The organism is Elusimicrobiota bacterium (assembly GCA_041658405.1).
Taxonomy (GTDB): domain Bacteria; phylum Elusimicrobiota; class UBA5214; order JBBAAG01; family JBBAAG01; genus JBBAAG01.
In genome coordinates, this window is sequence record JBBAAG010000050.1 from 1 (window position 1) to 22,310 (window position 22,310).

General features: G+C 42.1%; 26 protein-coding genes and 3 tRNA genes. 1 reads left to right on the top strand and 28 read right to left on the bottom strand.

The window, feature by feature from the left end; translation table 11 throughout:
- From WC955_08865 to WC955_08975, 23 genes are all read right to left on the bottom strand, one after another.
- Window positions 1-378: hypothetical protein (locus WC955_08865; protein MFA5859166.1), on the bottom strand; the 378-nt coding region annotated here is incomplete at its 3' end.
- Window positions 378-1,049, bottom strand: a complete 672-nt coding sequence (locus tag WC955_08870; GenBank protein ID MFA5859167.1) for a tetratricopeptide repeat protein — start codon at window positions 1,047-1,049, stop codon at window positions 378-380. The genes WC955_08870 and WC955_08865, both read right to left, overlap by 1 nt.
- The gene (locus WC955_08875) at window positions 1,043-1,717 is read right to left on the bottom strand and encodes a histidinol phosphate phosphatase domain-containing protein (GenBank protein ID MFA5859168.1); all 675 of its coding nucleotides are present in this window, start codon (window positions 1,715-1,717) and stop codon (window positions 1,043-1,045) included. The genes WC955_08870 and WC955_08875 overlap by 7 nt, the downstream gene beginning before the upstream one ends.
- Before the next feature lie 39 nt (window positions 1,718-1,756).
- Window positions 1,757-1,830: transfer RNA gene (locus tag WC955_08880), tRNA-Arg, on the bottom strand.
- 7 nt (window positions 1,831-1,837) lie between these two features.
- Entirely contained in the window at window positions 1,838-2,350 is a 513-nt protein-coding gene (locus WC955_08885; protein MFA5859169.1) for an adenine phosphoribosyltransferase, read from the bottom strand.
- A gap of 13 nt (window positions 2,351-2,363) precedes the next feature.
- Window positions 2,364-3,188 (bottom strand): RNA polymerase sigma factor RpoD/SigA, encoded by an 825-nt coding sequence (locus WC955_08890; GenBank protein MFA5859170.1) that lies wholly within the window; start codon window positions 3,186-3,188, stop codon window positions 2,364-2,366.
- A 37-nt stretch (window positions 3,189-3,225) separates the two neighbouring features.
- Window positions 3,226-3,915, bottom strand: a complete 690-nt coding sequence (locus tag WC955_08895; protein MFA5859171.1) for a YjbH domain-containing protein — start codon at window positions 3,913-3,915, stop codon at window positions 3,226-3,228.
- Between the two features lie 32 nt (window positions 3,916-3,947).
- A tRNA-Pro gene (locus WC955_08900) sits at window positions 3,948-4,023 on the bottom strand.
- Window positions 4,024-4,057: 34 nt separating this feature from the next.
- A tRNA-Pro gene (locus WC955_08905) sits at window positions 4,058-4,131 on the bottom strand.
- A 128-nt stretch (window positions 4,132-4,259) separates the two neighbouring features.
- On the bottom strand, window positions 4,260-4,628 hold the full coding sequence (locus WC955_08910; GenBank protein MFA5859172.1) for a MerR family transcriptional regulator: 369 nt from the start codon (window positions 4,626-4,628) through the stop codon (window positions 4,260-4,262).
- Entirely contained in the window at window positions 4,622-4,918 is a 297-nt protein-coding gene (locus WC955_08915; protein MFA5859173.1) for an HU family DNA-binding protein, read from the bottom strand. Before WC955_08915 ends, WC955_08910 begins: the two co-directional genes overlap by 7 nt.
- Window positions 4,915-5,541 (bottom strand): glycerol-3-phosphate 1-O-acyltransferase PlsY, encoded by a 627-nt coding sequence (gene plsY, locus WC955_08920; protein ID MFA5859174.1) that lies wholly within the window; start codon window positions 5,539-5,541, stop codon window positions 4,915-4,917. The genes WC955_08915 and plsY overlap by 4 nt, the downstream gene beginning before the upstream one ends.
- A gap of 4 nt (window positions 5,542-5,545) precedes the next feature.
- Window positions 5,546-6,094, bottom strand: a complete 549-nt coding sequence (locus tag WC955_08925) for a CDP-alcohol phosphatidyltransferase family protein (GenBank protein ID MFA5859175.1) — start codon at window positions 6,092-6,094, stop codon at window positions 5,546-5,548.
- Window positions 6,095-6,105: 11 nt separating this feature from the next.
- Window positions 6,106-7,356, bottom strand: coding sequence for a GTPase HflX (gene hflX, locus WC955_08930; GenBank protein MFA5859176.1), 1,251 nt, complete (start codon window positions 7,354-7,356; stop codon window positions 6,106-6,108).
- A 7-nt stretch (window positions 7,357-7,363) separates the two neighbouring features.
- On the bottom strand, window positions 7,364-9,004 hold the full coding sequence (locus WC955_08935; protein MFA5859177.1) for a hypothetical protein: 1,641 nt from the start codon (window positions 9,002-9,004) through the stop codon (window positions 7,364-7,366).
- 23 nt (window positions 9,005-9,027) lie between these two features.
- Complete coding sequence (gene miaA, locus WC955_08940) at window positions 9,028-10,020, bottom strand: tRNA (adenosine(37)-N6)-dimethylallyltransferase MiaA (GenBank protein ID MFA5859178.1); 993 nt, start codon at window positions 10,018-10,020, stop codon at window positions 9,028-9,030.
- An 8-nt stretch (window positions 10,021-10,028) separates the two neighbouring features.
- On the bottom strand, window positions 10,029-11,771 hold the full coding sequence (gene mutL / locus WC955_08945; protein ID MFA5859179.1) for a DNA mismatch repair endonuclease MutL: 1,743 nt from the start codon (window positions 11,769-11,771) through the stop codon (window positions 10,029-10,031).
- Between the two features lie 28 nt (window positions 11,772-11,799).
- A complete protein-coding gene (locus WC955_08950; protein ID MFA5859180.1) occupies window positions 11,800-12,282 on the bottom strand; it encodes a PilZ domain-containing protein in 483 nt (160 codons plus the stop codon).
- Complete coding sequence (locus WC955_08955) at window positions 12,279-13,106, bottom strand: sugar phosphate isomerase/epimerase (GenBank protein ID MFA5859181.1); 828 nt, start codon at window positions 13,104-13,106, stop codon at window positions 12,279-12,281. Before WC955_08955 ends, WC955_08950 begins: the two co-directional genes overlap by 4 nt.
- A gap of 3 nt (window positions 13,107-13,109) precedes the next feature.
- Window positions 13,110-13,898 (bottom strand): sugar phosphate isomerase/epimerase family protein, encoded by a 789-nt coding sequence (locus WC955_08960; GenBank protein MFA5859182.1) that lies wholly within the window; start codon window positions 13,896-13,898, stop codon window positions 13,110-13,112.
- A 39-nt stretch (window positions 13,899-13,937) separates the two neighbouring features.
- A complete protein-coding gene (locus tag WC955_08965; GenBank protein ID MFA5859183.1) occupies window positions 13,938-14,933 on the bottom strand; it encodes a sugar phosphate isomerase/epimerase family protein in 996 nt (331 codons plus the stop codon).
- A 29-nt stretch (window positions 14,934-14,962) separates the two neighbouring features.
- Window positions 14,963-16,156, bottom strand: a complete 1,194-nt coding sequence (locus WC955_08970; protein MFA5859184.1) for a transaldolase family protein — start codon at window positions 16,154-16,156, stop codon at window positions 14,963-14,965.
- A 67-nt stretch (window positions 16,157-16,223) separates the two neighbouring features.
- A complete protein-coding gene (locus WC955_08975; GenBank protein MFA5859185.1) occupies window positions 16,224-17,375 on the bottom strand; it encodes an SGNH/GDSL hydrolase family protein in 1,152 nt (383 codons plus the stop codon).
- A gap of 168 nt (window positions 17,376-17,543) precedes the next feature.
- On the opposite strand from WC955_08975, the gene WC955_08980 reads away from it, so the two are divergent.
- Window positions 17,544-19,520 carry an alkaline phosphatase family protein gene (locus WC955_08980; GenBank protein MFA5859186.1) on the top strand — a complete coding sequence of 659 codons (1,977 nt, stop codon included), beginning with the start codon at window positions 17,544-17,546 and terminating at the stop codon, window positions 19,518-19,520.
- Window positions 19,521-19,575: 55 nt separating this feature from the next.
- Here the strand turns inward: WC955_08980 and WC955_08985 are convergent, their stop codons facing one another.
- The 5 genes from WC955_08985 to WC955_09005 form a co-directional block, all read right to left on the bottom strand.
- Window positions 19,576-19,854, bottom strand: coding sequence for a type II toxin-antitoxin system RelE/ParE family toxin (locus WC955_08985; protein ID MFA5859187.1), 279 nt, complete (start codon window positions 19,852-19,854; stop codon window positions 19,576-19,578).
- Entirely contained in the window at window positions 19,847-20,089 is a 243-nt protein-coding gene (locus WC955_08990) for a DUF6290 family protein (GenBank protein ID MFA5859188.1), read from the bottom strand. The genes WC955_08985 and WC955_08990 overlap by 8 nt, the downstream gene beginning before the upstream one ends.
- 42 nt (window positions 20,090-20,131) lie before the next feature.
- The gene (locus tag WC955_08995; protein ID MFA5859189.1) at window positions 20,132-20,593 is read right to left on the bottom strand and encodes a hypothetical protein; all 462 of its coding nucleotides are present in this window, start codon (window positions 20,591-20,593) and stop codon (window positions 20,132-20,134) included.
- 73 nt (window positions 20,594-20,666) lie between these two features.
- On the bottom strand, window positions 20,667-21,104 hold the full coding sequence (locus tag WC955_09000; protein MFA5859190.1) for a hypothetical protein: 438 nt from the start codon (window positions 21,102-21,104) through the stop codon (window positions 20,667-20,669).
- Between the two features lie 276 nt (window positions 21,105-21,380).
- Window positions 21,381-22,310, bottom strand: a 930-nt coding sequence (locus tag WC955_09005; protein ID MFA5859191.1) for an RHS repeat-associated core domain-containing protein, incomplete at its 5' end; no start/stop codon positions are given.

Consider the following 22,310-nt stretch of genomic DNA (forward strand, 5'->3'; position numbering starts at 1 on the left):
CAGGTTCCAGATATTAAAAAAATCTTTCCATTCAAAATAAGCGTGTTCCACCCATACCTGCGAGTTTGTATGAGGATACACAAAACTTATACTCATAGGCTGTGTACTACCCCAGACACTTAATGACTGTAGCTGCACGCGGATTGTAAGGTTACCCACGATTTCGCTTTCCAGATAACCGCGTACCCGCTGGGATGTATACTCAACATCATCCAATACTGCAGTATCAAAATCCGGGTTAATAATATAAACCCCCCGTAACCGTACTTCTTCACCCAGCCTGATATTCCCGGCTGATAAGCCTGCAATGCTTAATAAACCCAGGGATAGGGTTAATAATAATATTGAATATAAACTCTGCCAGTTATTTCTGTGCATTACTTATTTCCGGTTTTTAACATCACAATTTTTTCTTCAGCTTTTTGTTTCCAGTAAGTATTCGGATACCGCGTAATTATACGTTCATACGTTTTGACAGCCTCATCCCCACGGTTAGCAATCATATAACACCGTGCAAGGTTCCATAACGCCGATGGCGCGATGTAATGATCAGGATACGCTTTGATGACATTATCATACAACTCAACAGCTTTTACATAATCCCCCTGTGCTTCCGTCGCTACTGCTTCGTTAAGCATAGCGATCGGTATAACAACCTTCTGTCCTTTGCGGTTAATAAATTCGCGGTACGCCACCGCAGCTTCTTTATACTGCTGAGAATTATACAACGCAATAGCTTTGTAAACGTAAACACTTTTCGCGGCATTAGTTGTGGAATAACTTTTTAGTGTATCATCGCACAGCATTAACGCCTGCGAATAATTACCTGAATACAACAACCCGTGCAGTTGCGAAATACGGTCCTCAACATTTTTGTTTGACTGGTTAATATTATAAATGAACAACAACGCAACGACTACCACAACGAGAGTTATTCCCGCTACTGCCATTGCGGTCTGTTTATTCCCGTCGTACCAGTCCAGCACTTTTTTTGTTGTTTCAACAATAATATCCCGTTTATTCTCTTCTCTTACCCAACGCCTTACCATTTTTCAGTATACCCTTTCTTTCTAATCAATTCGATACTATTACTCCTGATTTTATCAATTTCACCCAGGGTTAACCCTGCTTGTTTTACAAGTTTTTTAAACTTTACAGTATCCATAATATTTTCCGGCGTATGCGTATCAGTATTGATAACAAGTTTTGCATTACATTTTTTTGCAGTCTGTGCAACCCTTAAGTTTGTTAACTTATGCCCCCGCCTGGTGGTAAGCTCAAGCAATACGCCGTTTTTTGCGGCAATTCGCGCAACTTCTGCTTCCAGCTTCCCGGGATGAGCAAGGATATCGGCTTTACCTTTAACTGCCGCATAATTCGTCCCCGGAGGAACAGGCTCTACCGTAGTTTCACCGTGAACTACGACAATCTTCGCGCCAAGACGCCTCGCATACATTATGGTTTCAGGGATAATCCTCGGTGGTACATATGTAAGTTCCGCACCGGGGATAACGGTAATCCCGTATTCTTTTGACAACACTTTGGATACTACACACATCCTTTTCACCACAAAATCAATATTTGATAAATCACAATGGTCAGTTAAGGCAATAGCGCGATAACCCGCAACTTTCCCGCGATATACAAGTTCACTTGGGGATAAATCTCCATCAGAAAAAAACGTATGTGTATGAAAATCGTAAAATATACCAGCCATTAAAATTTCTTTTGTCCGATCATCTTATTACTTAATCATCGCCCCCGGTCCGAGTCGAACGGACAACCTTGACCTTAGGAAGGTCCTGCTCTATCCAATTGAGCCACGGGGGCATCCCTTTTAGTATTGTATCAAAGAATATACCTTTGTCCCTTTAACCTTCTTCTTCCCGTTTAAAAACGTTAACTCAATTACGCAGGCAATCTCCACAACTATTCCTTTAAGTTTTTTTACTAAATCCACTACAGCTTTTGCAGTCCCGCCGGTTGCAAGCAAGTCGTCAAGTATTAACACTCTTTCCCCGGGAAGGACAGCATCTTTGTGAATCTCAAGGGTATCTGTTCCGTACTCAAGTTCGTACGTAGCGGCAATAGTTTTCCATGGAAGCTTACCTTTTTTCCGTACCGGCACAAACCCGGCGTTTAGCTCCACCGCTAACGCACTACCGAATATAAACCCCCTGGCATCCATGCTAACAACTTTTTTAATTCTTTGGTTACGGTACCGTTTTGCAAACCCGCGGATAGTCGCACGGAAAGATGCCGGGTTTTGTAATAACGGCGTGATATCCTTAAAGATAATACCCTTCTTTGGGAAATCAGGAATATCGCGGATATACTTCTTTAAATCCATAAAACAACCCTTTCTATTCTAAATCTCTTTTTTTCCTAAGTTTACGCAAAGCTTTAAGTTCAATCTGGCGTATACGTTCACGTGTAAGATGCAGAACCTTACTGATTTCTTCCAGTGTCTTCGGTTCATTTCCATCAAGGCCGTACCGCATTTTAACTACAATCTGTTCTTTAGGAGTCAACGCTGTTTTGATAACCGCCATAACTTCTTCATGTACCTGCATTATAGAAATAATTTTTTCAGGTGAAAATTCCGGGCTTTCAGAAATAATGTCAGCTAACGAAATTTTTTTCTCATCATCAATTGTGGTATCAAGCGACGTTGTCCCTGCAGTCAACGCAGTCATTTGAAGCAATTTCTTTACTTTATCAACGGACATCCTAAGTTTTTTTGCAAGCTCCTTTGTTGTAGGGTCATACCCTGACTTCTTCTGGATATCTTCAATCTCATGCATACACTTTTGCAATTTCTTCCACAACGAACTCGCTACGCGTATCGTCGGGCCATGAATTTGTACACTGCGTTTAATAGCTTGTTCCACCCAGTACGTCGCATAAGTAGAAAACTGTATTCCTCTGCGCGGGTTAAACATCTCCACAGCGCGTATCAACCCTGTATTACCATCCTCCACAAGATCCCAAAAATCGAGCCCCTGGTTTTGATACCTCTGAGCAATAGGTATCACCAGCCGCAGGTTAAGTTCAATAAGTTTTTGCCGTGCCTGGAAGTCACCTTTTTTACTTAATCTCCACAGTTTCTTAAGCTCTTCCGGGGTAAGACGCCCCAGTTTCTTTGTGTACGACAGATATTCGCCAATAGAATTAAAATCTATTGTCATAAATACTCATCTCCATCTTCAGCGTTTATACTTTTTTTTATACTAATAACGAAACACCAAAAAACAGGTTGCCAAACAATAAATCAGTGACATGCCCGATATCAACCAACAAAACATCAAACTTAATCTTAGGGGACAACAAAAACCTCCACCCGAGATCCATTTTATTACTTAACCCGTCATAATCCGCCATAAACATTGAATACCCTGTTATTGCCGCTACTGAAATCATAGGTAGTAACCTAATATTACCATCTTGCTGACAAAACTGAAACCCTACAGACGAATCAATATTGTTGAACAACTTACTCGCCACGATGTATGACTCACGTCCCCGCACACCTATAGCAACATCAAACGCAAATGTCCGTTCAGTCAGCAACTGATACTTAATATTTAATGTAATAGCTTTCAGCTTCTGGCTTACTGAATCCCAGCGTACCCAGTCAACCTTGGTCAGTGTACTAAAATCAATGGTAAAGCCGGTTTCCAGCCCGGGCCAGACTCCGTAAGTTACAACTGATTCAAGTTTATGTGCGGCAAATGATAATTTAGAGGACTGCATCACCCGTGCTGAAGGGTTTGATATCTGCCCGGTCCCGCCCCGTAAATTCTGTGAATTAAGAAAATAATGCCGTATATCTTTTGTATCGTTAGTTGCTGCTGAGACTGTAGAAATCAGCGTACACAAAAATAATATACAAAACACTTTCTTTAGATGAAGCATGACTTAAAAATTCCAATCAAATCATAATAAAATCGGGGCGAGTGGATTCGAACCACCGACCTCTCGCACCCCAAGCGAGTGCGCTGGACCAAACTGCGCTACGCCCCGTGATGATAAATAACGATAATAAGAACGAACAATATCGGGGCGAGTGGACTCGAACCACCGGCCTCATGGTCCCGAACCATGCGCGCTAGCCAACTGCGCTACGCCCCGATCACGTATTTAGGTGCATTTTCCAACAACAAATTTAACCATAATTATTGTCAATGAACGTATTACACGCACAAAACTTTATTATATACCATTTATTCAAATAAAAGCAAATACATTCAAAAAAACGCCTACTTCAGGGCATCAAGAATTTCTTCTAACACTTTCCGTGTTTCCTGCAACAATTCCATTGCCGGCGTATTAGTTTGAAGCGGCAACTGCCCCTGCCTGGTTTCCCTATGCTTTTTTGCCAGGGCAATTCTTACGCCTTCTGTGGTGAACCCCTGATTATGCAGCATATCCTTTATTTCATTTATCAGATAAATATCTTTTTTTGTATACTTCCTCTGATTGCTTTCTCTCCGTGCCGGGCGTAATTGCTTAAACTGATCTTCCCAGTAACGCAGTGTATGAGCTTTTACTCCGACAATTTCAGCGACTTCACGTATAAAAAAATAGTTTTTATCAGGAATGAGAAGATTATCTTTCGGATCTACCATAATTCACCCTCCCGTTGCTGTTTTGTAATATCCTTAATCAACTCTTTTGCTGGCTTAAACTTCACAGTTTTATGCGGCATAATAGTCATTATCTTCCCGGTCTTCGGATTCCTTGCGCGTTTTGCTTTTCTCACTAAAACATTAAAACTTCCAAACCCGGAGATAACAACCCGTTGATTCTCGGATAACGTTTGTTTTATGGTTGACACCATAAGTTCAATCACCTGTTCCGCTTCGTGTTTGGTACTGACAACATCCGCGAGTTTGTTGATCAAATCAGACTTATTCATTTATTATCCTCAACAGCTTCACGGGGTTTAAACATAAACTTATTTTCCTTACCCGTGACAATACGTTTAATATTACTCTCATGTTTATAAACTACAAGAATCCCAGCAATAACAGAAAAAAACGTTATCATCCAGCTATAATTTACTATAGCAACAATCACGGGTAAACTCACCGCTGCAACGATAGAACCCAACGAAATATATTTTGATACAGCAACGGTCACTATAAATACTGCCAGCGCAATCAGTGTCGGTATGGGTACCAGTGCAAGGAACACACCAGCGCCGGTAGCAACGCCTTTCCCGCCACGAAAACCTATAAACGGGCTGTACATATGCCCAACGATTGCCATTACCCCGGACGACAACATAACAGCGGAATTACCCTTTGAAATCAACGATGCTAATAATACCGGCACCGCGCCTTTTATAGCGTCGCAGATAAATACGCTGATCCCTGCCTTTGGCCCGATTATGCGGTAAACATTAGCCGCACCGATATTACCCGACCCGTGTTTACGGATATCTACTTTAAAAAAGTACTTGCTGATAATCACGCCAAACGGTATTGCCCCGGATAAATATCCTATCACTACAGAAACGGCCAACCAAAAAAATACCATAAGTTTACGATACAACTCCTTTTCTTAATTCCCCGATATTTTTTACTGCCCTGAAAACATATTCAGTGAATGACAACACAATCATTAATACAGTCAGCACTATTACAACCTGAACAACGCTACCCGGAAATTTCAGTAATAATAACGCTAATAACAACATTTCAAAAATGATGGACAGTTTCCCGGAAATCAACGGTGATGTCTGAAGATTCTTTGTCTTACTGTAAAGCACAATCCATCCTATGACAATAAGCATATCGCGTAATACAACAATCAAAGCCAGCCAAATCGGTAATTTTGCGAATACCGCAAAGATGAAGTATGTCGGTACAATCAACAACTTATCCGCTATAGGATCAAGTACCGACCCTACCGCGCTTTTTTGGTTAAGCACTCGCGCGAGTATACCATCTACAGCATCGCCTAATGCAAGCAATAAGTACAATCCCGTCAGTGTCCCGTCAACCACCGCACTTTTTGACCATAGAAGATACCAAAACACCGGTGTAACCAATATACGTGTAACAGTGACTGCATTTGGAATAGTAAACACGCTGATTTTTATTACTCCTGTACAAACTGTTTCAGTTGTTCAACAACCTTTTTATCAACCCGCACCTTTGCAACAACACAATCCTCGCGGTACTCCAAATACTCAAGGTACCCGCTTTTTCTGATTTCATTAAGCAAATTAATACTCTTGTATGGCACATTCACAGTCACATATTCAAGTTGTCCATCAAGCATAGAAGATATTTTATCAAATAAAACACTTAACCCCAACCCTTTTTTTGCGGAAATTGACAGCATCCCATTCTGTTGTGTACCAATATTTTTCTGTTGCCCACGTGGCATACCGTCGATTTTGTTATACACCGTGATCAACGGTTTATCCTGTACACCGATATCCTTTAATACATCATTAACAACTTTTTGCTGGTGCTTAAACTCCGGGTTAGTGATATCAACCACATGCACAATCATAGTTGCCTGTTTAACCTCTTCAAGTGTTGCACGGAACGCGGCAACCAACTGATGAGGAAGTTTATTAATAAATCCTACGGTATCAGTAAACAAAACTACTCTTTTATTCGGCATAACAACCCTTCGCGTGGTAGGATCCAGGGTTGCAAAAAGAAGGTCATCCGTATAGACATCCTTATCCTTTTTCTTGGTCAGGGCATTAAGCAAAGTAGACTTCCCTGCGTTAGTATACCCTACCAAAGCAACTACCGGGAGAGGAACTGCGAACCTTGACTGCCGCTGGACATCACGCTGTCGTGATATCTCGTCGATCTCACGGTTGAGGAACGCTATGCGTTTACGTATAGTATAACGATCAACCTCAATCTTTTGTTCCCCCGGCCCGCGTACACCAATCCCGCCAAGCTGTTGAGAGAACTGTTTCCCCATCCCAGCCAACCGTGAGCTCATATAACTCAACTGCGCGAGTTCCACTTGCAGAAAGCCTTCACGGGTACGCGCGCGCTGCGCAAAGATATCGAGGATCAACCTGGTCCGGTCAACTATCTTTCTGTCAATCACGCGTTCAAGGTTACGCTGCTGCGCGGGAGTAAGCTCGTCATCAAATATTACGCAGTCAACCTTAAGGCTCTCAACCATCTCTGCGATCTCACTGGTTTTACCTTTACCAACATAAAACGCGGAATCCGGCACCTGCCGTTTCTGCAGGACTGTACCCACAACCTTCCCTCCGGCAGTATACGCCAGGCGTTCAAGTTCATTCAACGATTCAGTCACCGTATGTTCTGTCTGTTTAGGTAATTGTATACCTACAAGAATTACGTATTCCATAAAATTATTACTTTATAATCTCCCCCGCATCAATATTTACAGGATCCAATGCTAATATTCTATCATAAACCTTCCTTGCAGAAACCACGTCTCTACGCGATTTATAAATCCTTCCAAGCGCGTATAACGGAAGGTGGTACGAACTACGATACTTCAACGCGTGTTCATACTCAACTACTGCCTTATCCGAATTCCCTGATTTTTCATACGCCAACCCCCGGAGGTAGTAAGCCTTAGCGTTAACCGGCATATCGCGTTGAATACAATCAAGTATATACGCCAAATCCCTGTTATCACCAGTCAAGATTTTTGTATGTGCCAGGATAACATAAACATCCACCGCCCCCGGTGTAATCTCCGCAGCTTTTTTTAAGTATTCAACAACTTTAGGGTAATCATTTTTTTTGAGATAAAACTCAGCTAACTGGCAGTGCGGCATACTGGATTTTGAAGCTTTCACTGCTTCTATTTCCCAAAACCTCGATGGTATTACCCCGTACTCCATATTACGCGTATACGCCCGTGCAGTGAATACAACACAAATTAACGCTAAAACAATACTTCTGTATACACCATTCTTACTGAAATAATTAACAAGCTGATCAGTAAAATACACTATGAGAAAACATATACCAACTCCGGAGACATACATAAACCTCTCACTCACCATCCTGGTAAGCAGTATTGCGTATAATGCAGGGATAAATGCAATCAATGAAAACAATACCCATCCCAGAATCTTACGGTGGTTAGTATAAGAATACCACAATAACCCGAGAATCCCGGCACCTACCGCGATAATAATACCCGCCATCCATGTATTACCCACTACCGGCAGCGTATGAGCCAATGATAAATCAGCAAAAGGATTTAAGACAGTAAACAACAACTCCTTTAGTGAACCCGCGGTAATGTATATGCTTTCCAATACATTTGACGGGAACGGAACTACCGAATTTTCATAGGGATGCCGTAATACCGTGAATTTAAGTATTAACAGAACAACAGCAATAATGCTTAATGTTATATACAGCGTATAACTCTTAACCTTTTTTTCATACCAAAAAAACTCAACTACAAACAATAACAGCGGTAATACTATTGCTGATTCCTTAGCGAAGAATGCGATGATAAACAATAACGAAATACTTACCGTCATAACAAAACTTTTAACAGCTTTCCTGCCATTGAGCAGGACCAATAATGAGGCCATAATCAATATCCCGGCGATAACATCATCATTAAACGTAATAATATTATTCACCTCGGTATTAACAGGATGAATAGCGAACAATAACGCCGTAAAAAACGCTACTACCGGCGTAACCTCAAGATTCAGAAAAACAAAAAATACTAATCCCGCAGCACAAATATGAAATACAAGATTAACAGCGCGGGTGTATACCTGATTAGTCTCAAATAAATTGTAGTACACAAACAAAGGAAGAACGGATACCGGCCTATACCTGGGCTCGTTACTAAACGTTTTCCATTCCGGTGTGAATAATTTATAAGCATTTGCTATATTACGTACAGAATAATTCTCCGAAAAAAAATCGGTATCATCATAAATAAAACTATTTTTGAAAGTATTACTATAAAGAGCGCAGCACGCAACAATAATACACGCTAAATAAAGTATAACCATCCGCTGCCTATTCCTTCGCCTGCTCATACTTTTTCTGTACCCCTAATCAAATTAATAATTTCTTCCACCGCAACCATAACACCACTTTTTTGTTCCGACATTTTAATCCATCTAATATTTGGCTCGCGTTTAAACCAGGTTAACTGGCGTTTAGCATACCTGCGAGTATCGCGTTTCCATAAAGAAACAACCTGGTCTTCACGTATACAATTACGAAGGTACTGCACAATATGATTAACCCCCAACCCCTCAAACCCCGGCGTTTTTGTATCGTACCCGAGTTTAATAACGCCCTTAACTTCCTCCAACGCACCGTTATCCCACATACGTTTAACCCGTGTATTAATACGTTTATACAATTCCTCACGGGGCCATTCAATACCGAATACGATATTATTAAACTTAGGCGCGACAGTGCGTTTATGCCATGCGGTTAATGTCAAACCTGTACCGTGATAAACTTCCAACGCGCGGATGACACGCCGTGGATTCCGTATCTCAACCCTGCTGTTAAGCACTACCCCGGGATCAATCCCTGAAAGCTCCTCCACAAGCTTATCCAACCCCTCATGCTCTAAACGTTCATACAACCTCGCCCGTACTGCTGTATCTACTTTTGGTATCTCCGCTAAGCCCGCGATTAATGAGCGTATGTATAGCCCAGTCCCACCGACGATAACCGGTACTACATTTTTTTTGTGTAACTCAGCGATTATCCCGCAGGCATCCTCATAAAACTGCCCGGCACTATAAAACTTATCCGGTGCGAGAAAATCCATGAGATGATGAACAACCCCCCCGGAGACAAACTGTTTTTCGGGATACTCCTTACACTTAACCCATTCTCCATCAGGCTTGGCAGTAACAATACTGAAATACTTATAAACCTGCCGTGAATCCGCATTAATAATTTCAACATCACCCATAACCTTAGCAAGCGCTAAGCCAATATCAGTCTTCCCGCTTGCCGTAGGGCCTGTAAGATAAACTACTGTGTTTGAAGATAAGTTTTTGATTTAAGAACTCACTTTTTACGTACAAACTTTTGTTCAAGTTCTTTATACGACAACGTAACCAAGGTCGGGCGCCCATGCGCGCATACATACGGCATCTTGCAGTGTTTAAGGTCAGCCACGAGCTTCCTCATTTCCTGTAACGACATATGATCATGAGCTTTAACAGATGCACGGCATGCGGAACGAATAATTTTGTCATAAACCTTACTGACCTTAGCCTCGCCTGCAGACTGCTGTTGAAGCCCGGAATCACTCAGGGTATCAAGTACTTCCAAAAACGACTTTTGCCCGAACCCGTCATCCAGGATCGCGGGTAAGGATTTAAGGACATAACTCTTCCCCCCGAAAGGTTCAACATCAAACCCTAACGCCGCAAAGATATTGTTAAACTCTTCAACCACTCCCGCCTGATATACCGTAAACTCAAACACTATAGGAGTTAACAACTGCTGTACCGCAATTTGTTTACTATTATAATCAGCCATAAACCTTTCATACTTCACGCGTTCCTCCGCAGCATGCTGGTCAATAATCATCACCCCGCCGTCATACTCCGCGATGATAAACAACTTCCCCACCTGCCCTAACGGCGTTATGTCCCATTTAAGCAAATCAGCAGCAATAAAAGTTTGTTTAATAAACTCTTCCTGCACACTTACCTCCGGCTGAGTTACGCGTACAGCATCTTCTTCACCTATACTACTACCGTTTTTTTCTCCGCTACTGATATTCTCCGCATGAAATTCTGCAATTACAGTCTTAGGATTTGCCAGGCTACGCGATACTTCAGAGAATACAAACTCATAAACTTCGCGTTCATCCTTAAACTTAACCTCGCGTTTAGCAGGATGCACATTCACATCAACACAGGAAGGGTCAGCATTAAGATACAACAAAAATACAGGGTGTTCATTAATCTCCAACGTTTTACGATACGCATCATATACCGCCTGGGTAACCATCCTTGACCGTACCACCCTTGAATTAATGAACAGGTACTGGTACGGCTTTGCACGCCGGACAAATGACGGTTTTGATAAATACCCGGATAAACTATACCCGCCATTTTGTTTGAGTTGCAGGTAAAACAGTTCATCCATAACCCTTATCCCGATGATATCCGCGATACGCTGAGCCATACCCTTTACCGGCGCGCAGTTAAGCACTTCATCCTTACCGTCATAAAGCTTAAACCCGGTTTCCGGATACGCCAGCGCTAGTTCAGTTACCGCATTAATAATATGCCCGCGTTCAGTGAAGTCTGACTTCATAAATTTTAATCTTGCCGGGATATTCTTAAATAAATCCCGTACCTCAACCCGTGTTCCAACAGCAGTACCGGTTTCATGTGCAGAAACTATATTACCGTTATCTACTTCAACATACCATCCAGCGTCATTACTACCCACCCGTGTGGTTATACTGAGATGAGATACCGCCGCAATTGACGGTAACGCTTCCCCGCGGAACCCTAATGAATGAATACTAAAAAGATCACCTGCAGAACTGATTTTACTGGTAGCATGCCGTTTTAGTGAAAGTATTGCATCATCACGGTCCATGCCGGTACCGTTATCCTCAACCACAACACTTTTTTTCCCGGAGTTAACAAATTTTACGGTAATATCCTTAGACTTAGCATCAACTGCGTTCTCGATAAGTTCTTTTACCACACTTGCCGGGCGTTCAACAACTTCACCCGCTGCAATTTTGTTTATAGTATCATTATCGAGTACACGAATTTTTGGCATGAGCAACGCTTCCCCGCGGATTGTTTGTTTAGATCTTAACCTTTTTTGTGCATAAAGGATGGTAACTACAAGCCCGTAAACATACGTCAGTCACCCCAAATGAAAGCTTTGTCTCGCAATCCATATAATCCTCTCCCATATGCTTCATCATTTTCACAGCTTTATCCGGCACTTTAGTAAACTTAACACCTATAAGGAACGACCCTTGTTTTTCAATTGAACGCACAACCGTACCTTCAATCCTGATTTTATCAAACACCGAAGGTATATCCAGCACAAGCTTAATCTCAGTTTCCAGAGGAACAGGTACAAACGTTATAATCCCCATCCCTCCGCCGCTAAGGTTCACCAGTATCCCGGGTATCTGCGTATTACCATGTAACTCCGGGAGCCTAAGATCCACGAGTTCAGCGAGGTCACGCAACACCGGCACTCTGTGGAACCTCCGCCGTTCCATCTTCTGTCGTTCATCTTGGCTTCCGTTAAAACCGCGGTTATCGTTAGATTTCAATACTTAGCCCCCATATTATCAAGGATATTCTTAAGCGCCTTAATTGCGAGCCTAAACTTTTCCGGCCCTGAGAACCCGCTCATTTTCTCTGCTTTCCCGAGATGCGGTTCAAGCACAAGGAAGTAGTCGCGTTTAGCATTTTTATACACAGCTAAAGTATCAGGTATCTGCCCCTGCCCTTCACCTGCGAGGTTAATGATCCAGGGTTCAGTCTTTGTTGCGTCCTTAATATGGAACATATCAAGCTGATCTTTTACTATAGGAAACGCACCGGTATGCGGTTTCACCCCGGCAATAACATAATTTGCAGCATCAAACAAAACCTTAAGGTTCGGCGAGTTAACTGTCTTAACGACATCCATAACGTACAACGGTTTCTCGCCATATAGCTCACCCTCGTTCTCAAGTTCAAGCATAACACCGTGTTTTTCCGCAAGCGCAGCCATAACCTTCATCCTGCGCATAACTTCTTCGCGATAATTATCCGGTGCTTCAGTTTTTGGCACATAAAACGAAAACACGCGGATATACTTAGTTCCAAAAAATTTCGCAAGATGTATCATACGTTCAAGAACTTTTATTTCCGGTTCAAAATCATCAGTAATCTTAATTTTCCCTACGGGTGATCCTATAGTTGAAAGCTTAAACCCGCGGGTATCAAGTATCTTCTTTATTTTCTCACAATCCTCGTCGTTGAGTAACTTAACATTCTTACCCCATACCCCGCGGAGGTCAAGATACTTAATCCCTTCACTCTCAAGAAGGTCCAACTGTTCATTAAGTTCCGGTGCAATCTCATCCCCAAACGCTGATAGAATAAACATTTACTAAATTCTCCCCTCAATTTCCTTTAAGTACTTAATATCCTCCACCACCTTTTGTTCAACAGGCTGGTCAGCAAAATCTTCAAATGACAAATACTTATCATACCCTACGGACTTAAGGTCCGCCATAACTACGTTCCAGTCAACCATACCTTCCTTTAACGGCGCCCAGGATGGTTTCCATTTACCCTCAACTTTTTGCCACCACGAATTTTTTACATGCACATGCGCGAGGTATAATCCCAGGATTTCCATACCCATCTTCCAGTTTTCATACCCTTCCCTCATCATATTACCGGGATCATAAATCACGCCAATATGCCTTGGGTTGAAATACGATACTAACCGATACGCAGCTGACGCACTTGGAACAATAAGCCCCATATGAATCTCAATATTTGCCTTAATATTATAATCCGCTGCGATACCCTCAATTTTCTGCAGGCTATCCACCGTATTTTTGAATACCGCATTATAATTATCCTTACGGTCATACGCCGGGGTACCAACCCTTACCTGAGGACAATTCATCACAGCTGCTGCTTCAAAAATAGGCTTCAATTCCTCAACCTGGCTGCATTTGAAGTAAGTCGCTAACGCGCAAATCTCAACCTTTTTTTCGTGGCACATCTGCGCTACGGACTTAGCTTTTTGCGTAACCTCATACGGCCGGATATGGTTATCAGGATGTATTCTCCACTCCACCCCGTCATACCCGTTAACTGCCAACTGTTCAACCACTTGTTCCAACGTAAACGTTGGCATCATTACTGTGAACACGCTATATTTCATTATTCCCTACTTTACAACTTTAATTTAACTCCCGGTTTTTCAGTGCTTATGTTTCTTCTTATCTTTATGCTTCTTATTTTCGTCATCTTCGTGTTTACTCTTAAAATCCCATGCGGCTAATAACGCGCGTTTCGCATTGGCTATAACTAACTCACTGGACTCACCCGCCAACGGTTTAACCTCAAAACTGATAATCGGCAACATCCCCGCCGGGCGTTTATCAAAATACCCGATATCCTTAAGTTGTTTAAGGAATTCGTAGAGTTCATTCACCCCGTTTTCCCCACCCGAAATCCCGAATCTCGGATGCTGGTCACCATACCCTACCTGCTTTGTATCTTTCATAATACAATTACCTATATGCACGTGCACAAGATAATCCTTCGCTGTTTTTAACGCATGCTTTGAAGTTTCACGGAGTAACGGTAAATGACTAAGGTCGAGGGTAAGCCCAAAATTATCTACCATCTTCCTTACAATCTTCGCGAACTCCACAGCTTCCACTGTCGGGCCAATAAGGCATTTTTTGTCTATATCAAAATCAAACGTTTCAAGTGAAACCGTTAGAACATACCCCGTCTTCTTTTCCTTCGCGTAATTACAGATTTCAACTACCGACTTAACCAACGCATCCTTTGCTTTAACAACTTCTTCGGGAGACGCCGGCATTGGCCCGCTGAGTATCGCGAGTATCCGCGCACCCATATAATAGGCTTCATCCACAGACTTTTTTACATCAGCAACAGCTGCCACCCTTGCGGGTTCATCTAACGCATTAAGGTTAAGCTTTGCGCCTAACAACGGCGGCTGCCCGGCGATAACCGGTGTGATCCCGCTTTCCACCACGATCTTCTTTAACTGTTCACGTATCGCAGGGTTATGATCATGCCTGCGGAATTCGATAGCATCAAAAAACTCATCCTTAGCTATAGCGGTAAAAGTTTCAACTACCGGCCCTTCACCCTTACCAGTCTCAGGATACGCCATTGGATGAATGATACCAAGCTGAAAATAGTTTTTACTCGGTTTTTTCATAACTTAACTTTTCCTTTCAATAAACAACCCTACTTTTTTTTCTTTACAATAAAATCCTCGAGGTCATCCGCAGTCTTTGCGAACGCGCTACCTGTAGCGATAACTGCCGGGTGGTTAATAAAATCTTCGGGCTTCTGTGCGCCTTCCTCGTACGCTTCACGGAAATACGGCACCTTCAGAAGTTTATTAACAACATCCTGGGGTACGGGCTCGTCAATATACGACTTAATATCTTCACCTTCATAATTCTCAAGCCATGCTTCAAAAATATTTGGGAATATTGTTAAAACAATATCACCACCCGCGATTTTTTCTACGTGCCACACACGTTTTTTACCGTTGATCACCGGCCCGATACGCATTGACGCAGCCAGGAGTTTACTCTCATAATGACGTTCCTTATAAATCTTATACGCTTTCTTAAATATCGCAAGCCCAGCCCACCGGCGGTCAGTCTCAGATATTTCCACACCCACAGCCTTTGCCTGTATATCGAACTCAGGATTATCCTCATACCGTCCGAGCATATGAGTAACCACAGACTTCCATTGTGAAAGATCAACACCATTAGCCCGTGCAAGCGCTAATCCTTGTTTTACAGCCTCCGCTACGGCAATCAACTGGCTTAGGGTAAACGTTAACGTTGCGTTTGTCGGTATCCCCAGGGCGGTAAGCAGCATAATCCCGTAGATTCCCTGCTTAGTCCCCGGCATTTTGATCATAACATTCCGCATTTGCTGGTTAAAACTAATACCCTGTCTGAGCATCTCCGCGGTATCCGCGAGTATCCGCGGGTCCACCTGCCCGCTGAGGTATCCGCGTTTATAATGTGTATGCTTAAAGATTGGCTCGAACATCTTAGCTCCGCGGAGCACGATTCTTTGGTATAACCGCCAGAAAAGTTCTTTATCAGAAAGATTCCTGTGTTTTTCCGCAATCTCTTTCGCTTCTTTTTCCCATTCCGGCAAAAGTTGTTTTATCACATCAAGCGATAACGGCGGGTTCGTGGTTATCCCCACCAGCACACTATCTTCAGGTTTTGACTTAACATAAAACCGGCCGAGCTGTGCACGTAAAGTTTCACGTTTATCTTCCGGCGCTTTTTCCACCACACTGTCAATCCATTTATCAAGAATCAACGGTGATGAATCAAACCATATTTCCTGTTCTTTGTTAAGATTAGCGAGTTTTTCCACCGCGCTCTGCGGCACTTGTTTTGGCATTTGTACAACTTCCTCCCTTTCAATAATAATAAATTACTCTCAAGAAAATATTATATAAAACAGTTACTTACATTCCCAACGCTTTTTTTATCACAGGCAGCATCCGTGTTGCAATCAAATAAAACCCGTGGTCGGACGGATGCACACCATCCCGTGACAACCCGTCATGTTCGTTGAACCCAAGAAGGTCCTCCCCGTTGAGGATATAAACATCCTTCATCCCGTCTTTGATAACAGCCTCAACTGCCTGTTTCATAACAGTACGTGTATGTATAGACTTCTTAGAATAATCATCACTCCATACTTCACGGGTAGAAGTAATCGGTGTTCCTACGATAATAGGCACTGCCGGATGTTCTTTTCTCACAGTTTCCAGCATAACCTTAAACTTAACCATATCCTGCATACCATACGACTTCCCGAGGTCAAATACATAACAACACGCGGGGATTGAACTCACGAGTTTCACAACCTCAGGTTCAGCCTTACCCGCCCCGCCAAACCCGAGATTAACAAAATCAAGGTTTAACGCCCGGCATATCTGCGCTTCATACGACATCCCGACTTTCCCTGCACCGCTTGACTGGCATACGGACGAACCATAGAACACTATCGGCAGTTTATTTGCGAACTTAGGTTCCGGTGCACTAAACTTCGCGTCTTTATCCGCTCCTACGGCTCTCACAATAATTTCCTGGTGATAAGGAAGGTAAACAGTAACCTCTTTTTCCTTATTATCCAGTTCAGTGAATAACACAAGATCAGTCGTAACCCCGGGTTCTTCAGCAATAACGTGACGTAGATACTTACCATTTATATACACACACATACCCTTAAGATTACCTTTATTATGAGGTACCACGCGTAACGCAAGTTTTGTGGAGTTAGTCTTAATAAATATCCGCCCGCCGGAAGGTTTCGTTGCCTGCCGTTTCACACCTTTTGGCAATGACTCAAACTTACTTACCGGCATCCTCCAGAATTTAGGATTATTTTCTTCAAACCAGTACAACCCAAGAACTTTGAACTTAGAATTATCAGGGAACGGCAACCACGTAAACTCAATCTTAGGTTTTTTTCCTTCCCCATCATTTTCGTCACCGGTATCAATTGCCGCGGGCTGTGCATCTTCCTGTTCAGCGGTATTCTCCGCAGCACCTGCGAAAGATGATAACCCGAGAAACGATAAGTTCAACAACAACACGCTTGTCATTACCATAATACCGAAACTCCTTTTCATAAAATTACCTTACCCTCCCCTTTTTCTTAAAAAATAATCCTATTAAACAATATATTAAAAAAAATATTATACCATTAAAACACCGCATTTTTTTGATAATATACTATAATTCTGTAAACAATAATACATTTATGGAGGGAAGAATTTATGCAGGTATCACCCAAAAAAGTTGTGATCATAGGCTTTGACGCGCCAATCGTGAAATCCATTAAACGCTGTGTTAAAGAAGGCAAGATGCCAAACATAGCTAAGTTAATACAAACCGGTGTTTGGGCAGATAACTGCCTGGTTCCTCACCCAACGATAACCCCGCCTAACTGGACAACAATCGTTACTGGCGCATGGCCGGGTACACACGGGATTACGTGTTTCCATATACACAAACCCGGGACAGGCCTTGATTCCAATAATACATACGAAGCGTTTAACTCACAGGACTGCCAGGCTGAGTATATATGGGAAGCATGGGAACGCGCTGACAAAAAATCTATAGTCATCAACTATCCCACAACATGGCCTCCTAGGATGAAAAAAGGTGTTCAATTAGGCGGGTTTGGATTACACATCAACGACTGGCGCCATGATAAATCCGGTAAATACCTTGGTATCTGGGACTACCTACATCTACTCTCAGATGATCAGTGTATCACTACAGAAGAACTACCTTTTGCTGATGTCGTGAGCTTGGAAGACACAGGGCATACCTGGAAAAACCTACCCCCTGCAAAACGAAGCTTATCCGCAAAATTTAAGTACGGTGCGCGTAAAACCAGGATCAAAGTAACCCCGGTAACTTACTATGTGCTGGTACAGGACACTGACGGTAACGGGTATAACAAAGTATCATTATCAAAATCACAGGACGGTAACGACATATTTTTAACCCTTAAACAAGGCGAGTGGAGCAACAAAGTCAGTGACATATTTGAAACAGAAGAAGGTAAGAAAAAAGCGTTCTTCATGTGTAAACTCATAGAACTATCCTCTGACGCAAGTAAGTTAAACCTTTACGTCTCCCAACCAGTACATTACGGCGGATGGTCATTCCCTGATGATATCGCGCAAAAACTTGAACCCCTCAACGGCTTACCCTTACGCGCTATGGAAGACAGTGTCAACCTCGGATGGATTGATACCCAGACATACCTTGAACGTGCGGAACTTGAGAACACATGGTTCGCGGAAGCAGCGCAGTACTTAATGACAAACAATGAATGGACACTTTTTGCGTTACACGCGCATATCCCTGACCACACATACCACTTTTTGTTTCACCACAACGACCCTGTCAAGAGTAAAACAGACTTAGAAACCTGCCAGAAAGTTGAAGACATATTTTATGACAGTTTAGACAAAATGGTAGGCAAAATCTTTACCGCTGCGGGTGAGGACACACTAAAGATCATAGTCTCGGACCATGGCGCGGTACCCACGGAAGACCGTATGTCCCCGGAGTTCAAAAACTTCAGTATCCAACCGTTATTAACCAAAGCAGGGTTAACAGCCTATAAAACAAACGAACTAACCGGTAAGAAAGAAGTTGACTGGACCAAAACAAAAGCGATCTCCCAAAGGTCAGTTTATGTATATGTCAATCTAAAAAGCCGTGACCCGGATGGCATTGTTGAACCTGGTGAAGAATACGAAAAAGTACGGGAACAAATAATAAATCTGTTATACGACTATACTGACAAACATAACGGGAAGAAGCCAATCGCCTTCGCCTGGAAAAAAGAAGACGCGCGGATACTCGGCCTTTACGGTGACAGAATCGGGGATATAGTTTACGGTGTACACGCATGGGTTTCAGGTGAACACGGCCGACAACTAACCACAGGTGATTATGGCATGGGCTCGATGAAAGGATTGTTTATAATCAACGGCCCGGGCATAAAAAAAGGCGCGGTCCTTGACCGTAACGTATGGCTGGTGGACGTAGTCCCTACGATCTGTTATTCAATGAACTTACCTATCCCTAAGACTGTAGACGGCGCGGTTATTTACCAGGTATTTGAAGACATAGATTTTAAATCAAAAGAAACTGAAACTCTGCGCAAGAATTATGAACGCGTAAAAACCGCGTTGGAAGGCCAGCAATCATTGACACACAGTTATGATGAGTAACAGAAATGGTGACTAGCTTGCCGTTCGCGCTGAACTGGTAAATGGGGTCTCCTTTTTAATACGCGCCTTGACGGCTGTCAGCGGCAATCATGAATACTATCTTCTTACCATTGTCTATTTCATAAAAAAACCGGTTGTCGCCTATCCTGTACCGCCAGGTTTCCGGTGTGTAGTTCGTAAGTTTCTTGATGTTCTTCCCGAAATACGGGTTTTGTTTAAGCTGGGGATAGACGTACGCGCGGAGTTTCCGTTTAATACGGTCCTGCTGCCCGCTAAAGTCTTGGCCCAGATCATCTATGAACTGTGTGGTCTCGAATATCCGATAGTTATCCAACGAACTTCCCGTTTTGTTTCTTCGCGTCCAAATGGCCGGATTTAAGTTTTCCCATTAACTTTTTGTCAGACTTTATCTGCGCCATCTCTATAGAGTCTACGTTGCAGGACGCTTCAATGTCTTCTAACACCCGGGCGGTGATAAAATTCGAGATCGGCCGGTGTTCGGCTTCCGCGGCGGTAGAGATTGCTTCGTATTCTTTGTCCGCTAAACGGATGGTTATTACTTTAGGCATATATAATCCCTCCTTGCATATTCTTTAGTATTCATATATATTCTAACGTATTCTTGGTTGGTTGTCAAGCAGGTTGCTTATTATCATTTCTTCCCAAGGATACGGAAAACTTTTGTCCCGCAGTCCGGTTTTCATCCCCGCAAGGTTGTACCCGTAATGGAAGTACGGCATCCCGGAAAGGTTACTGTCTATATTTTCTACCCAATTGTTAGCGTTGTAGGTATACGACGTTTCTATACCGTTAGGGAACGTTATTTTCTTGCGTGTACCAGTTTTGTAGTAATCAAAACTTAACGTTCCCGCATCCTCGTCCGTTAGATAGTCCAGTCGGTTAAGTTCGTCATACCAAAACTCCGTAACCTTGTTATCGGGATAGGTTACTGTCTTACGGTTACCCACTGCGTCGTAGGTATGCGACAGGTTATACGTTTGGTTGGTTGACAAAAACTTTGTGGAAACGCTTGTCAGGCGGTTCAAAGTGTTTTGTGATATTGTGCTAAACATATTCATATTCCCGTTAAGTGAACTAACTCAACGCCGTCCCATCTGTGGACATCATATTGATTAACTTGAAATGTTATTTTATTGTGTCCACGAGTCCTGGGGATGTTATACTAACTCCTAATATTTTCCAGTCCTTATCAAAAGTAAAATATTCAACACCAGCAGAATTTTTGTACTGTACATCACATTTGACTTCATAATATTCGTCAAATTCTTTATTACTTTTAGAAAAATAAAGCACTAATGCGACTTTGTAATTCACTAACCCTCCCAATTTGTTATTAACTATTTCTGCTGTTTTCAAAAATTTATCAGGTTCAGGAAATCGGTTGCTTATCATGTTGTTTATGGACAAATATTGTTTTTGTTGAATCATTGTATAATACTGATCAAGAATATTTATTGCTTTTAATGTTCTATAATATTGCTGAATTTGTGGCAATGCTATTGATGACAAAACAATAACATTTATTAATATGCTAACCAATGCAACGATTTTCCATTTATTCATATTTCTCTCCTTAACTATTCAAAAGAATGACCACAATGTTCACATGTTTTGGGAGTAATGTCTGGATCCGAGGAAAATTCTATTAATTTATTATGACATTTAGGACATCTAAAATTCTTACCTATATAATACAGTAATATGAAATTTAATAATGCTAATCCTATAAATGTTAATATTGTATTTCCTTTAGAAAGAATAGCCAAAACAATCATTAGTATTGCATTACATATAAATCCAATTATTTTTATAGCTATGATTTTTTGTCGAATAGTCATATTATTTATTAAATAAACTAACTCCTATGGATGTTGTTCTCACGTTAACAACTGATACTTTCACTTCTGCTGGTGCCGGAGCTATATTAATTCCTACCGTAGGTGATGTAACACTAAATCCACTTAGTGGATTTGATAACGGAGTGGTAACCGTTCCCCCTGGTGTAATAACTGAACCATTTAATGAATATGACTCTGTGATTCCGGAATTCATTTCTGCTGGTTGCCCAAAAGAAACCGTAACCGAACCCCCCAGTGATAATTTAGTACCACTTACTACCCCTATACCTGTGTTGGATTTAAGTTCTGCCTGACCCTTTGAATTAGCACCAACAGAAGTGTATGCGAGTACTGAAATCCCAAACATATTAACCGACCCTCCTGCATTTACTCTTACAGATACTGTAGGTGGTTTTGTATCTTCTTTCTTCTTACCGGTATTAAAGAATCCGCCCTGCAATAATTTCATGCCTATACATTCATCCCCAGTAGCTTTGCACTCATTTTTTCTGCTGCAATCGTCTTGAACTATGTCTGCCAACATCTGATTACTAACAGTCACCCCTCCTGTCTCTTGTGTAGGTTCTGCACCGGTTTGTTGTTGCCTCAATAGTTCATCTTTTTCTATCTGCGCTTTAGCTTCCCAGTCTATGTTCGTAGATTCGTCTATTATTTCGTTCACTACCGCCAGTTCTTCCAGCCAATTTATCATCGCCAAGCCTTCTTCTGTTAACCCGAGTTCTTCCCACATAGTCCAACTATTCATTATTTCTTCTATTTCTTCCGCTTGCAACCCCTTCGGGTCTATCAAGTTTAACGGGTTATTACGGCAGTATACGTACTTGTTGAAAGAAACAGAATCGCTCATGTCAGTTACTGGATCACGGGAAATAAAGCGTCCCACAAATGAGTCATAGTACCTCGCGCCCAT

What these genes read in the sequence shown, in the direction of transcription:
- WC955_09000 (MFA5859190.1), bottom strand. Translation starts at nt 21,104, where the DNA reads ATGAATAAATGGAAAATCGTTGCATTGGTTAGCATATTAATAAATGTT.
- hflX (MFA5859176.1), bottom strand. Translation starts at nt 7,356, where the DNA reads ATGGAATACGTAATTCTTGTAGGTATACAATTACCTAAACAGACAGAA.
- WC955_08935 (MFA5859177.1), bottom strand. Translation starts at nt 9,004, where the DNA reads ATGGTTATACTTTATTTAGCGTGTATTATTGTTGCGTGCTGCGCTCTT.
- WC955_08875 (MFA5859168.1), bottom strand. Translation starts at nt 1,717, where the DNA reads ATGGCTGGTATATTTTACGATTTTCATACACATACGTTTTTTTCTGAT.
- WC955_08975 (MFA5859185.1), bottom strand. Translation starts at nt 17,375, where the DNA reads ATGGTAATGACAAGCGTGTTGTTGTTGAACTTATCGTTTCTCGGGTTA.
- WC955_08980 (MFA5859186.1), top strand. Translation starts at nt 17,544, where the DNA reads ATGCAGGTATCACCCAAAAAAGTTGTGATCATAGGCTTTGACGCGCCA.
- WC955_08870 (MFA5859167.1), bottom strand. Translation starts at nt 1,049, where the DNA reads ATGGTAAGGCGTTGGGTAAGAGAAGAGAATAAACGGGATATTATTGTT.
- WC955_08965 (MFA5859183.1), bottom strand. Translation starts at nt 14,933, where the DNA reads ATGAAAAAACCGAGTAAAAACTATTTTCAGCTTGGTATCATTCATCCA.
- plsY (MFA5859174.1), bottom strand. Translation starts at nt 5,541, where the DNA reads ATGGTATTTTTTTGGTTGGCCGTTTCTGTAGTGATAGGATATTTATCC.
- WC955_08910 (MFA5859172.1), bottom strand. Translation starts at nt 4,628, where the DNA reads ATGGTAGATCCGAAAGATAATCTTCTCATTCCTGATAAAAACTATTTT.
- WC955_08915 (MFA5859173.1), bottom strand. Translation starts at nt 4,918, where the DNA reads ATGAATAAGTCTGATTTGATCAACAAACTCGCGGATGTTGTCAGTACC.
- WC955_08995 (MFA5859189.1), bottom strand. Translation starts at nt 20,593, where the DNA reads ATGTTTAGCACAATATCACAAAACACTTTGAACCGCCTGACAAGCGTT.
- WC955_08970 (MFA5859184.1), bottom strand. Translation starts at nt 16,156, where the DNA reads ATGCCAAAACAAGTGCCGCAGAGCGCGGTGGAAAAACTCGCTAATCTT.
- WC955_08885 (MFA5859169.1), bottom strand. Translation starts at nt 2,350, where the DNA reads ATGGATTTAAAGAAGTATATCCGCGATATTCCTGATTTCCCAAAGAAG.
- WC955_08895 (MFA5859171.1), bottom strand. Translation starts at nt 3,915, where the DNA reads ATGCTTCATCTAAAGAAAGTGTTTTGTATATTATTTTTGTGTACGCTG.
- WC955_08890 (MFA5859170.1), bottom strand. Translation starts at nt 3,188, where the DNA reads ATGACAATAGATTTTAATTCTATTGGCGAATATCTGTCGTACACAAAG.
- WC955_08955 (MFA5859181.1), bottom strand. Translation starts at nt 13,106, where the DNA reads ATGTTTATTCTATCAGCGTTTGGGGATGAGATTGCACCGGAACTTAAT.
- WC955_08990 (MFA5859188.1), bottom strand. Translation starts at nt 20,089, where the DNA reads ATGCCTAAAGTAATAACCATCCGTTTAGCGGACAAAGAATACGAAGCA.
- WC955_08960 (MFA5859182.1), bottom strand. Translation starts at nt 13,898, where the DNA reads ATGAAATATAGCGTGTTCACAGTAATGATGCCAACGTTTACGTTGGAA.
- mutL (MFA5859179.1), bottom strand. Translation starts at nt 11,771, where the DNA reads ATGCCAAAAATTCGTGTACTCGATAATGATACTATAAACAAAATTGCA.